This window comes from Leptotrichia rugosa (assembly GCF_041200005.1).
Taxonomy (GTDB): domain Bacteria; phylum Fusobacteriota; class Fusobacteriia; order Fusobacteriales; family Leptotrichiaceae; genus Leptotrichia; species Leptotrichia rugosa.
This window is the reverse complement of record NZ_CP165644.1, coordinates 1,251,856-1,264,965: the sequence shown is the minus strand read 5'-3', so window position 1 is coordinate 1,264,965 and position 13,110 is coordinate 1,251,856. Positions and strand designations below refer to the sequence as shown.

Below are 13,110 nucleotides of genomic sequence, written 5' to 3'. Positions count from 1 at the left end.
AAATGAAAAAATACGATGCAGTAATAATTGGATTTGGAAAAGGTGGAAAAACTTTGGCAGGATTTTTGGCTGGGAAAGGTCAGAATGTGGCTTTGATTGAGAAATCGGATAAGATGTATGGAGGGACTTGTATAAATATTGGGTGTATTCCTACAAAAAAACTTGTTGACAGTACAAAAGTTCTTAAAAATAAAGGATTAAGCAGTATTGAGGAAAAGGAGAGTTTTTATACAGAAAGCATAAATAATAAAAATACACTGATTGGTGCATTACGTGGAAAAAATTATGAAATGCTGGCTACAAAGGAAAATATTGATATTTATGATGGATTTGGAAGTTTTGTTTCAAAAAATGTTGTTAATGTTGAAAGCAATGGGGAAAATGTTCAGATTGAAGGGGAAAAGATATTTATAAATACAGGTTCGACTACAATAATTCCTGGTATAAAAGGACTTAAAGAAAGTAATCACGTTTATACAAGCACTTCAATTATGGAACTAAAGGAACTTCCTAAAAAATTGACTATTCTGGGAGCAGGGTACATTGGACTGGAATTTGCTTCGATGTATGCTGATTTTGGGTCAGAAGTTACAGTGATTGATTTGGCACAAAGACTTATGCCTAGGGAAGATGAAGAAATTGCCGATAGAGCAAAGGCTATATTTGAGGCAAAAGGAATTAAATTTTTACTGGAATCAAAAATTGAGGAAATTATTGATAAAAACGGAAAAGGATATGTGCAAATTTCACAAGGAGCAAGCAAGAGCGAAATTGAATCAGACGCAATTCTTGTGGCAATTGGAAGAAAACCTAATACAGAAGGTCTTAATCTGGAAGCGGCAGGAGTAAAAACTGACGAAAAAGGTGCGGTTGTAGTTGACGAAACACTGAAAACAACAGCTGATAACATTTGGGCAATGGGAGATGTGAAAGGCGGACTTCAATTTACATATATTTCTCTTGATGACTTTAGAATAATAAGAGATAATCTTTACAATGGAGGAAATAGAACAGTAAACGACAGAAATGTAATTCCATACAGCGTATTCATAAATCCACCATTATCAAGAGTTGGAATGACTGAAAGTGAAGCAATTGCCAAAGGATATGAAATAAAAACAGGAAGACTTGAAGCAATGGCAATTCCAAAAGCAAAAATAGAAGGTGTAACAGATGGACTACTTAAAGCAGTTGTAGATGCAAAAACAGATAAAATATTGGGATGTACTTTATTATGCAACACTTCTCACGAAATGATAAACATTGTTGCAGCGGCTATGAAAGCTGAACAAAAATATACATTCTTAAAAGATATGATATTTACTCATCCGACAATGAGCGAAGCTTTGAATGATTTATTTGGAAGCGTGAAATAAATTGAAAGAATTGATTGTGCTTATATTTTTGAATTGATTGATGCTTTATAGCTTATTTAGATTATTTTTTGGTTTTTATAAATTACAATATTGAAATTAAGGGAATTTTAGAAAAAAATAACATTTGAAATTATATAAAAATTTTGATACAATAAATTTAAATTATTTTGTATCAATTGTTTCTATTTTATGAACTATAAAAAGAGAAAAGGAGGAGATGTTAAAATATGGAATTTTATAATTTTACTTATTTAGAAAACCAAAAATTTGTAACAGATAAATTTTTTCTTGTTGTAATAATTTTAGTGATAGCGTTTATATTGTTTGCATTTTGGAAATGGTTTAAAGGAAGCATTTCGCTTAGAGATAAACAGCTTAGTTTGCTTGGATTGATGTTTATTTTCTTATTTGCATTATATCATTATGATAATTATAGAGCTAGAAATAATGAAGAAAAAGTTTATAAAAATTCGGCAAGTGTTATAAAAAAATTATCTGAAAAATTTAAAGTTAGCGAAAATGATATTTTTATAAACACGCCTGAAATAACAGAGGACACTGTTTATAAAATAAAAGATAAATATTATCAAATTCACTGGGTAGGAACTAATATTTTAGTTGAACAAATGACAGTTCCTTATGTGGATGAAGTAAAAATGCTTAAAGAATAATAGCATGGAAAAAAATATAAAAGAAAGGAAGATGATGTAATTTTGGATTTCATAATTCTTGTAGCAATAAAACTTACAATTGGATTTATTGCGTTAGTTTTGTTCATGAATTTAAATGGACGGAGCCAATTGGCACCAACATCAACAGAAGATCAAATAGGTAACTATGTTCTTGGGGGAATTATCGGTGGTGTAATTTATAGTCCAAGTATATCAATAGTTCAATTTTTGATAGTTCTTTTAATATGGGGACTTTTAATGACAGTAACTGATTTTCTAAAAAATACAAATAAACGCGTAAAAAAAATGATAGATGGACAAGTTGTGTACTTAATAAGAGATGGAAAAATGCTAACAGAAAATTTTGCACAAGCCACACTTTCAATTCCTGATTTTTACACAAAATTGAGAACAAAAGGAGTTACACAAATATCAGATATAGAAGAAGCTTTTATGGAATCAAATGGACAGCTTATCATTATACAAAAAGGTGAAAATGGTTACTCAAATTTATTGGTTTCAGAAGGAAATATACAGGAAGATAACCTGAAACATATTGGAAAAGATGAGAAGTGGTTAAAGGATGAATTAGCTAATTATAATGTTACAGATCTTAGTGGACTTTTCATTGTTGAATATGGTAGTGATGGGAAATTATTTATTGTTAAAAAGTAATGGATAATCAAAAGAAGAAAAATACTCAAACAGCGATGGAATTTGCTATCTGAGTATTTTTTATTTATTTTGTTAAAAAAATTAAATTTATTTGACAATAATTGACTCGTTTGATAAAATTTTATAGATAAGAAGCTTTAAATAAAAATTTATAATTTGGAGGTGGATGTTTTGAACGAGGAAGTCCCGGAAGAGAGATTTAAAAATCTGAATAAATTAAAATTTACAAATTTATGCAAATACGGATAAAGGGAGTATCTTCGTTGCTGTTATTTTCCTGATTTTTATTTGCATAAAAATTTAAAAAAATTGAGAATGCAAAAAAGAAAGGAGATAATGATGAAAAAAAACATTATTCAAAAACTTATAGATGAAAAAAAATATTTTGAAATTAGAAAATATTTAAACGATTTAAACATTGTGGAAGTTTCAGAGCTGCTAAATCAGTTTGAATCTTCTGAATTAATAATGATTTTTAGGTTACTTTCCAAAAATAGGGCAGCTGATGTATTTTCGTATCTGGACAGTGAACATCAGGAAATGATTATTAAAACCATGACAGATGTGGAAACAAAAAATATATTTGATGAGCTTTATTTTGATGACATTGTCGATATCATCGAAGAAATGCCGTCGAATGTAGTAAAAAAAATATTAAAGAATACCGACGCAAAAGATAGACACACAATAAATCTTTTGTTAAAATATCCTGAAAATTCAGCTGGAAGCATTATGACAACTGAATACATGGATTTGAAAAAGAATATGACAGCTTCTTCTGCAATTTCTAAAATTAGAAATGTTGTAGAAGATATGGCAAATGTCTACACTTGCTATGTGATTGATGAAAGTAGAAAGCTGGAAGGGGTAGTTTCTTTAAAAGAGCTTATTACAAGCGAGGACGATGAACCTATTCAAAATCTTATGAATAGAAATGTAATAAGTGTTCATACAAATGATGATCAGGAAAAAGTTGCAGAAATAATAAAAAAATATAATCTTATCGTACTTCCTGTGACAGATAATGAGAATAGACTTTTAGGAATTATTACGATTGATGATGTAATGGATGTTGTGGAACAGGAAGCGACAGAGGATTTTCATAGAATGGCTGGGATTTCGCCTGTGGAGGAGTCTTATTTGAAAACAAGCGCCTTTACAATGGCAAGACAGAGAATTAGCTGGTTAATTGTACTTATGATTTCTGCCACATTTACTGGAAGAATTATAAGCAAATATGAAGATGTGCTGCAGTCTGTAGTTATACTTTCTTCATTTATTCCTATGCTAATGGATACTGGAGGAAATGCAGGTGCGCAGTCTTCAACAATTGTAATTCGTGCTTTGGCGTTGGGGGAAGTTGATACAAAAGATACTTTTAAAATATTAAAAAAGGAATTTCTTATTTCATTTATAGTAGCCATAGTTTTAGCGGCAATAAATTTTTTGAGAATTATAACTTTGACAAAGACACCTTTAAATGTTGCAATAACAGTTTCAGTAACTTTAATTTTTGTAGTTATAATTTCTAAAATAATAGGTGCTTTTTTACCAGTTGTCGCTAAAGCCTTTAAAATGGATCCGGCAATAATGGCAGGCCCTTTAATAACTACGATTTTAGATGCGCTTACTCTTACTATTTACTTTAGGTTTGCAACTATGTTTTTAAGTAATGTTATAAAGTAAATATTTTTATAAAATAATGTTTTATAAAATTTAAGAATATAAAAATTGATTGTCTAATCGAAGTTATATGATAACTAATATAGGAAAAATGAGGTGAGAAAAAATGAAAAAAATAAAAAGAATAATTGAAGATCTTTTAAAAGAAAAAAAATATTTTGAAATAAAAAAAGAATTAGATAAATTAAATGCAGTTGAAATTTCAGATGTGATAAATTTATTTAAACTGCCAGAGCTTGTAATAATGATTTTTAGACTTTTAAAAAAGGATAAAGCAGCCGATGTATTTTCATATTTGGACAGCGAACATCAGGAAATGATTATTCACGCTTCAACTGATGTTGAAACACGAGAAATATTTGATGAACTGTATTTTGACGATATTGTCGACATTATTGAGGAGATGCCGTCGGATATTGTAAAAAAAATCTTGAAAAATACGGATAGAAAAGATAGACATTTGATAAATCAGCTTCTAAAATATCCAGATAATTCAGCTGGAAGCATTATGACGACTGAATATGTGGATTTTCAGAAAAATATGACAGTTCAAGAGGCGATAGGACAGCTTAAAAAAACTGGAAAAGACAAGGAAAATATTTATACTTGCTATGTTACGGACAAAAATGGGAAATTGGAAGGTGTGCTTTCACTAAAGGAGTTGATTTCTAAAAAGGACAGTGCTGCAATTGAAGATATTATGAATACAAATTTTGTAAGTGTAAATACAAATGATGATCAGGAAAAAGTCGCAGATTTGTTTAAAAAGTACGATTTTATCGTTATGCCAGTCGTTGACCAAGAAAATAGGATTTTAGGAATAATTACGGTGGATGACGTTTTGGATGTTGTGGATCAGGAAGTTACGGAAGATTTTCATAAAATGGCTGGAATTACTTCACCTACAGATGATTCCTATTTAAAGACAAGTATCTTTACGATGGCAAGACAAAGAATCGGGTGGCTTGCAGTTCTTATGATTTCCGACACGATTTCTGGAAATATAATACAAGGTTATGAAAAAGTTCTGGCAAAGTCAATAATTTTAACGGCATTTATTCCAATGCTTATGTCAAGCGGTGGAAATGTAGGTTCACAATCTTCAACGGTTGTAATCCGTTCACTTGCACTTGGGGAAATTTCTCCAAAAGATGCCTTTAAAGTGATTAAAAAGGAATTTTCAATTGGAATAATGGTTTCAATAGTTTTGGCAATATTAAATTTTATAAGACTTGTAACACTTGAAAAAACTAATTTTATAATTGCTTTTGTCGTTTCATTGACACTTGTATTTACAGTAATAGTTTCAAAGCTGGTAGGAGCACTGCTTCCGCTTGGGGCAAAAATTGTGAAGGCTGATCCGGCGGTTATGGCAACACCTTTGATAACAACGATTTCTGATGCCGTAACACTTATAATTTATTTTAATTTTGCAACAATGTTTTTGAAACTTTAGTAAATTACGGAAATTAAATGTTTTAAAAATATAATTAAGTTTACAAAGCAGAAAAAATGTAGTATAATAAAAAAGTGAGTTTATTGGTATAGTACAATATAAAAATAAGCATATTTCAAATCGTGCAAAAATAAAATTAACTATTGATAAAGTGCGATAAATGTGTTATATTTAGATTGTAGGTATGTTATAAACTTATAGATAAAATTAACATTTTGAAAGTTGGTTTTATTACAAATTTATGAGAGGAAATAAATGATGAAAATAGGTAGAGAGTTTTCTGATAAAAAAAGCACCGGGAGGAATATTTTAATACTGATAGTCATAATAATTATACTATTCGCACTAAAAAATAGAATTTCCAGTTCATTTTCCTTTTTGGACGGGATTACTAAAGAAATAGATTTTAAGCTTGTAAAAGTTAAAAGTATGTTATATACTCAAACTTTAAAATTAAAATCTAGAGTACAGGACATCAGTTACATCGAAGAATATGTAAAAAACAATAAGACAAGAGATTTTGAACTGCAAAAAAATAAGGTTCAAAACACAGAATTAGCATATTTAAAAGTTGAAAATGAAAATTTGAGAAAAATGCTTGATATGCGTCAAAAAAATCCCGCTGAGTTTATTGCGGCAGATGTTGCATTAGTGGAAAATATAAATTATTCAGAGAAGTTTTTTATCAATAAAGGTCAAAATCAAGGAGTAAAATTAAATTTACCAGTTATGTACAATGGTTATTTAATCGGAAAAATCTCAAAAGTTGATGCGGAATATTCAGAAGTTACTCTTTTAACAAGTAAAAACTCAAAATTAAGCGTAACTTTGAATGGTACGAATTTACAGATTTTGCGTGGAAATGGAGATGGAACCTTTTCAGTACAAAACTTTAATGAAGGTTCAGTTAACGAAAAGACATTATTTAACATAGAAACTTCAGGTGTGAGTGATGTTTTTCCAAAAGGAATAAAAGTGGGGACGTTTAAATTAAAAGATTTAAATGCGTTCAAAAAAATAAAAGAAATCAGATTTACACCAGAATATGATATTTTTCAAATCCAAAATGTAATGGTTTATAAATGGAGCAGAAACGATGCAATTGACAGTCAAATTCAGACTCAGGTAAATTTGGAAAAAGAACAGGATTCAGAGAAATCTCACGATTCAGTGCAATAAAACTTAGTTTAACTTTTAAAATAATTTTTGGAGGATAAAAGATGTTTAAAAAATTAACAATGAGTAAATTAGTAATATTAATGACAATTTTTATTTCAGTTTTTTCTTTTTCAAAAGATTTTTGGGAAAAGAGAAATTTTACCGTAAATGTGACTGAAGATGTGACAATTAATGGTCAAAATAGAAGCAAAAGATATATAATGAGCTACAATTCAGGAACATTAAAATTGCAAATTACAGCTCCTAGCGTGAATCGAGGTGAAATTTACACATTTAGCGGAAACACAAAAACTGTTTATTATCCTTCTTTAAAACAAACTGTTAAACAAAAAGTTGAAAAAGATGAAGCAAATATTTTGGCAGTATTTAACAAAATAGCGAGAATAAATGGTAAAAAAACGCAGACTAAAAATGGAGATACATTTCATTTTTCAGGAAATTGGCTAACTTCAATTACTAGCAAAGGATATACAGTAAATTTCAGCGATTATAAGTTGTCAAATGGCTATTATTTCCCAACAAAAATTTCTGTAAAAGACGGAAATTCACAAGTGATTTACAGATTATCAAATTTTAAATAAAGGTTTTTATGAAAATTTTTAAAATAAATGGAATAATTTTAAAAAAAAAGGAATATGGAGAAAATAATTTATTAGTTACTATTTTTTCTAAAGAGATTGGTAAAATTGTGGCAATGTCATTTGGAATAACAAAGTCCAAAAAAAGAAATTTGGCCGCATATAATTCGATGAATGTTGTCGAATTTACCATTTCTAAAAGAAATAATTTTTATTCAATAAAAGAGGCAAATATAACAAAAGTTTTTAAAAATATTTTGATTGACATTGAAAAATTGGAAATTTCATTATATATTCTAGATAGTATAGATAAAATTTATGATGAAGTTGTGGAAAATGAAAGATTTTTTTTAAAATTGATAAATATTTTGAACTATATAAACGAAGCGATTAATCTAAAAAGAGGATATAAATATTATATTGTTGTAGCGTTCTTGCATAGAATTATGACTGAACACGGAATTTATGAAATTAGTGAAGTAAAATCACTATTAAAAAAAGAATTGTTTTTAGAATATAAAAAAATATTAGCTTTAAATAAAGATTTAAATTTTCAGAAAAAAGTTGAAGAGCATAAAAAAAATTTAAAAAAAATAGTTATTATTTTTGAAAAATACATAAATATGCAGTTGCAAGTGGAACTAAATGTACAAAAATTTATTTTGGAGGGAATTTATGGAAAATAAAAAGATAGCTGATTATATTCAGACGGACACGATTTGTTTGAATTTAAAATCAACCAGTAAGAATTCGGTTATAAAAGAACTTTTTGAAAATTTAAAGAAATGTGGTTTGGTAAAAGATGAAGAATTGGCGCTAAATGATATTTTTTTGCGTGAAAAAATGGGAACCACGGGAATTGGAAGGAAAATTGCTCTGCCTCATGCTAAAACTAAAGCTGTCAATGAGTTAATAATAACTTTGGGTATTTCTAAGGATGGAATTGAATATGAATCACTTGACGAAGATAAAGTAAATATTTTCTTTATGTTCTTATGTCCTGAAAATCAAACTCAGGAATACTTGAGAATACTTGCGAGAATCTCTAGATTTATTAGGGAAACAAGGTTTGTTGATTCTTTGTTAAGAGCAAGGTCAAATGAAGAAATTGAAAAAATAATAAGAGAAGAAGAAAATTAGGTGAAATTATGAGATGTCCGTTTTGTGGGAATGAAAATACTAAAGTAGTTGACAGTCGTGCATATTTTGAGGGGAATTCAATCAAAAGAAGAAGAGAGTGCGAAAAATGCGGTAAAAGATTTACTACACACGAAAAGGTGGCAGAGTTGTCGCTAAAGGTGATAAAAAAGAGCGGAGAAAAGCAAGTTTATTCTCGAGAGAAAGTCTATAATGGAATTATTCGTGCATTTGAAAAGAGATATTGCAATACTGAAAAAATTGAAGAAATTATAGATAGGATTGAAAGAGAAATTTTGACAGAGTATTCTGGTGAAATAAAATCGAGCATCTTGGGCGATAAAATACTTTCATATTTGATTGATCTGGATGAAATAGCGTATGTTAGATTTGCTTCTGTCTATAAAAAGTTTGATAGTTTGGACAGTTTTATTTTTGAAATTGAAAAAATTAGAAACGACAAAAAAATAAAAAATATAAAAAGTTGGGAGAGTAAATGAAAAGATTGATTTTTTTGTGGAATATTATTTTTGGATTGATTGTAGCATATCAACTTTATGATAGTATAATAAGATATTCTGGTAGAAAAGAAATACAAAAAAATATTGCATCAGTTAACAAGGATATAAAAAAAGCTACTGAGCAAAAGAATAAAATTATCCAAAATACAAATGATCTTACAGATGAAGATAAATTTGAAAGATATGCGAGAGATAATTTGAATTTTAAGAAAAAAGGAGAAGTTGCTTACAAATATTAAGTAATATTGCGAAATATGAGAAATTTATTTGATTCAAAAAGTTTGAGTGAAGAAGTGGAAAAATATAAAATAGAAGATGAAAAGAAAAAATATATTTTTAGAGCCAATACAAAATATATATTTTCATCGTCTATTTTTTTTATAGTAATTGTATTTATTGCATCAAATTCATTGTATAAAGGAATTACAGGAATTGAAAAATTATCAGGATTAAAAATTATTTTGATTTTAATTTTGTTTTTGTATGTTTTTATTTCTATTTTTTTGATATTTAGCTATAAAATCGTATTTGAAAATGACGCTATTTTTGTAAAAAATTTGAAAATAGAAGTTTCGAATATAGAAAGCGCAACTGTAAAAGTGGCAAAAGTGAGTGCGGCAAAAATTGATAAAGTCTTGGAAATAATAACTTTTGACAATAAAAAAGTACAAATTAGATTAAATATAAAAAACGAAATACTGTTATTAAAATTATTAAAAAATCGAATTGGTGATAAATTGATTTTTAGAATATAAAAAATAAATTTTAAAAATATAAAATAAAAATCAAAAAAATTAAAAAAATTAAAAAAAATAAGAAAAATATTTAAAAGAAAGGAAAGTGAGAAAGAAAAAATGGTGGAATTTTTTATTGCGTTTAGGCATATTGTGGAGAGAAAATTTCAAAGTATATTTTCCACGCTTGGGATTGCGATTGCTGTGACAGTTTTTATTGTGTCCCTGACAGTTTCAAATGGACTTGGAAGAAATATGATTAGTTCACTTCTTACAATGAGTCCGCATATTCTGATAAAGCACAAGCAAAAGAATTTTTTTGAAAATTATGACGAAGCAGTGGAGAATCTGAAAAAAGTTGACGGCGTAAAAGCGGTTATTCCAAAAATAAACAGTCAATCGATTATAAAGTCGCAAGGATTTGCAAGAGGAGTTTTGGCTTATGGGATTATGCCAAATAATGTAAAAAATGACTTAGATTTGAGAATAATTTCTGGAAATAATAATATTGAAGAACTAAATTCAATTTTGGTCGGAGAAGAGTTGGCAAAAGGAATGGGACTTAAAGTCGGTCAAGAAGTAAGTCTTGTTTCAGCGGAAAATAAAGAGATAAAGTTAATTGTACGTGGAATTTTTAAAACAGGATTTTTGGAGTATGATACAAATCTTGCCATTGTACCAATGAAAACTATGCAAATATTGGCAGAACAAGGAGAAGTGGCAACGGATATTTGGTTAAAAACAATTAATCCGCAGAAAGTTGAAAATGTTGAGAAAAAAATAATCTCAAATAATGTAATTCCTCATTCAGAATATGGAATTATGGATTGGAAAATGATTAATCAAAGTCTTTTGAATGCAGTTAGATTTGAAAAATTTGTTTTGGTCGCCATTTTAAGTCTTTTGCTGTTAATCGCAAGTTTCGCCGTATCGGTTATTTTAAATATGGTTGTCAGGGAAAAAATTAAAGATATTGGAATTTTAAAATCAATTGGCTATACAAATAAAAATATTCGTAGAATTTTTATGATAGAAGGACTTTTGTTAGGATTTTTTGGAATGGTAATGGGGAGCATACTTTCACCGATTGTTTTATTTATACTAAAAATATTGTTTAAAGTGTTTATGAGAAATGGAACTTATTATTTGGAAGAATTACCACTTTATATTTCAGCAAATGAATTAATTATAATATATGTCGTTACAGTCATAGTAATATTTATTTCAACTATTTTTCCAGCGTCAAGAGCAGCAAAATTAAAACCTGTGGAGGCTTTAAAATATGAATAAAATAATAGAATTAAAAAATATTAATAAAATTTATAAGACGAAAGTTGAAGAAATTCACGTATTAAAAGATATTAGTTTGACATTTAATAAAGGAGATTTTGTTTCCATTCAAGGAAAATCTGGAAGTGGAAAAACTTCACTTTTGAACATCGTGGGACTTTTGGATGAGCCGACAAATGGTGAAATTATAATTCATGGTGAAAAGGTTGACTATAAAAATGAAAATATGAAAAATATCATAAGAAATGAAAAAATAGGTTTTGTCTTTCAATTTCACTATTTATTAAATGAGTTTACAGCACTGGAAAATGTCATGATGCCGTCTTTAATAAATAAAAATATGACTCACGAAAAAGCTAAAAAGAAAGCGAAAGAGCTTTTGTCCCTTGTAAATTTGTCAAATAGAACTAAACACAAGCCAATGGAGCTATCTGGCGGAGAAAAGCAAAGAGTTGCTATAGCTAGAGCTATGATGAATGATCCAGACATAATTTTGGCGGATGAACCGACAGGAAATCTGGACACGGAAACGAGTAATATAATAAATGACTTGTTTATCAAAATAAATAAAGAAAGACAGCAGTCAATAATAATTGTAACTCACAGCTTGGAACTTGCAAATTTGGCAAAATATAAATATAAAATTGAAAATGGTAAATTTAATATGATTTTGCCGACGATAAAATTATAAAAAATGGTAGCTGATTATGAATAACAAGATATATCTTCATTATGATATGGACGCATTTTTTGCTTCAATTGAGCAGAGGGATAATCCAAATTTACGTGGGAAAGCGATTGCAGTGGGAAGTGGCGTTGTCACAACGGCAAGTTATGAAGCTAGAAAGTTTGGAATAAAATCGGCTATGGCGATGGCAAATGCAAGAAAATTGTGTCCACATTTAAAAGTAGTTTATCCCAGAAAAAATTTCTATTTTGCTGAAGGAAAAAAAATACAGGATTTAATAAGAAAAATCATTAAAATTTATGAATTTACTTCGGTAGATGAAGGTTATTTGGATATTACACAATTCATTTTTGCAGAAAATCAGACGGAAATAAAAAAAATTTCCAAAATTAAAAGATTTATAAAAAAATTTAAGGAATATATATACAAAAATGTGAATTTAACTTGTTCAGTTGGAATAGGTTTTAGCAAAGTTAGTGCGAAAATTGCAAGTGACGCTAACAAACCAAACGGATTTTTTATTTTTGAAAATAAAAATCATTTTATGAATTATATTTCTGAAAAAGATTTTTCAATAATTCCTGGAATTGGAAAAAAAACGAAAGAAATTTTAAACTTTCATTTTGGAGTGACAAAAGTTTCACAACTTTATGAGATCTCAAAAGATGAATTAATTAAAAAATTTGGTGCAAGTAGAGGCGAATATATTTATGATGTCATTCGGGGAGAACATTTCGCTAAAATTAATGTTGACAGAAAGAGAAAGTCTTATGGCTATGAGATAACTTTTAGTCAAAATGTTGATGAAATTTATGAGTTGCAGGAAGAAATAAAAGCGCAAGTAAAAAAGATTTGTCAAAAGTTAAAAGAGCAAAAAGAATTCGTAAAAACGGTTACAGTAAAAATAAAATATTCTGATTTTGCTGTTCACACTCGTTCAAAGACACTGGAAAATGTAACAAATGATGAAAAATTAATGTATAAAATTGCGCTTGAAAATTTTAATTATCTTATAAAAAAAGATGAAGTGAGACTCATCGGAATTTATGTGAGCAACATTTTTAAAAGAAGCTATATCCAGTTAAAACTGATTGATGCAACTTGACAAAACATAAAAAAACT

15 protein-coding genes are annotated in these 13,110 nt (G+C 28.3%); all 15 read left to right on the top strand.

What is annotated here, in order from left to right:
• The first annotated feature begins 2 nt into the window (after nt 1–2).
• The 15 genes from AB8B22_RS06185 to dinB all read left to right on the top strand — a co-directional run bounded on the left by AB8B22_RS06185 (nt 3) and on the right by dinB (nt 13,093).
• Nucleotides 3–1,376 carry an FAD-dependent oxidoreductase gene (locus AB8B22_RS06185; RefSeq protein WP_369710457.1) on the top strand — a complete coding sequence of 458 codons (1,374 nt, stop codon included), beginning with the start codon at nt 3–5 and terminating at the stop codon, nt 1,374–1,376.
• A 227-nt stretch (nt 1,377–1,603) separates the two neighbouring features.
• On the top strand, nt 1,604–2,047 hold the full coding sequence (locus AB8B22_RS06180) for a DUF3290 family protein (RefSeq protein ID WP_314081382.1): 444 nt from the start codon (nt 1,604–1,606) through the stop codon (nt 2,045–2,047).
• Between the two features lie 42 nt (nt 2,048–2,089).
• Complete coding sequence (locus tag AB8B22_RS06175) at nt 2,090–2,722, top strand: DUF421 domain-containing protein (protein WP_369710456.1); 633 nt, start codon at nt 2,090–2,092, stop codon at nt 2,720–2,722.
• Between the two features lie 339 nt (nt 2,723–3,061).
• The gene (gene mgtE, locus AB8B22_RS06170) at nt 3,062–4,408 is read left to right on the top strand and encodes a magnesium transporter (RefSeq protein WP_369710455.1); all 1,347 of its coding nucleotides are present in this window, start codon (nt 3,062–3,064) and stop codon (nt 4,406–4,408) included.
• 103 nt (nt 4,409–4,511) lie between these two features.
• On the top strand, nt 4,512–5,861 hold the full coding sequence (gene mgtE / locus AB8B22_RS06165; RefSeq protein ID WP_369710454.1) for a magnesium transporter: 1,350 nt from the start codon (nt 4,512–4,514) through the stop codon (nt 5,859–5,861).
• 255 nt (nt 5,862–6,116) lie between these two features.
• Nucleotides 6,117–7,040, top strand: a complete 924-nt coding sequence (gene mreC / locus AB8B22_RS06160) for a rod shape-determining protein MreC (RefSeq protein ID WP_369710453.1) — start codon at nt 6,117–6,119, stop codon at nt 7,038–7,040.
• A gap of 41 nt (nt 7,041–7,081) precedes the next feature.
• Nucleotides 7,082–7,621 carry a hypothetical protein gene (locus AB8B22_RS06155; RefSeq protein WP_094080296.1) on the top strand — a complete coding sequence of 180 codons (540 nt, stop codon included), beginning with the start codon at nt 7,082–7,084 and terminating at the stop codon, nt 7,619–7,621.
• 8 nt (nt 7,622–7,629) lie between these two features.
• On the top strand, nt 7,630–8,304 hold the full coding sequence (gene recO, locus AB8B22_RS06150) for a DNA repair protein RecO (protein WP_369710452.1): 675 nt from the start codon (nt 7,630–7,632) through the stop codon (nt 8,302–8,304).
• A complete protein-coding gene (locus AB8B22_RS06145) occupies nt 8,294–8,758 on the top strand; it encodes a PTS sugar transporter subunit IIA (protein ID WP_094080298.1) in 465 nt (154 codons plus the stop codon). Before recO ends, AB8B22_RS06145 begins: the two co-directional genes overlap by 11 nt.
• Before the next feature lie 8 nt (nt 8,759–8,766).
• Entirely contained in the window at nt 8,767–9,255 is a 489-nt protein-coding gene (nrdR, locus tag AB8B22_RS06140; RefSeq protein WP_094080299.1) for a transcriptional regulator NrdR, read from the top strand.
• The gene (locus AB8B22_RS06135; protein ID WP_094080300.1) at nt 9,252–9,515 is read left to right on the top strand and encodes an FtsB family cell division protein; all 264 of its coding nucleotides are present in this window, start codon (nt 9,252–9,254) and stop codon (nt 9,513–9,515) included. The genes nrdR and AB8B22_RS06135 overlap by 4 nt, the downstream gene beginning before the upstream one ends.
• Before the next feature lie 15 nt (nt 9,516–9,530).
• The gene (locus tag AB8B22_RS06130) at nt 9,531–10,031 is read left to right on the top strand and encodes a hypothetical protein (RefSeq protein WP_314081361.1); all 501 of its coding nucleotides are present in this window, start codon (nt 9,531–9,533) and stop codon (nt 10,029–10,031) included.
• Between the two features lie 99 nt (nt 10,032–10,130).
• Nucleotides 10,131–11,300: an ABC transporter permease gene (locus AB8B22_RS06125; RefSeq protein WP_094080301.1), complete on the top strand. Its 1,170-nt coding sequence runs from the start codon at nt 10,131–10,133 to the stop codon at nt 11,298–11,300.
• A complete protein-coding gene (locus tag AB8B22_RS06120) occupies nt 11,293–11,991 on the top strand; it encodes an ABC transporter ATP-binding protein (RefSeq protein ID WP_094080302.1) in 699 nt (232 codons plus the stop codon). The genes AB8B22_RS06125 and AB8B22_RS06120 overlap by 8 nt, the downstream gene beginning before the upstream one ends.
• A 16-nt stretch (nt 11,992–12,007) precedes the next feature.
• Nucleotides 12,008–13,093, top strand: coding sequence for a DNA polymerase IV (gene dinB, locus AB8B22_RS06115; RefSeq protein ID WP_369710451.1), 1,086 nt, complete (start codon nt 12,008–12,010; stop codon nt 13,091–13,093).
• The last annotated feature ends 17 nt before the right edge of the window (nt 13,094–13,110 follow it).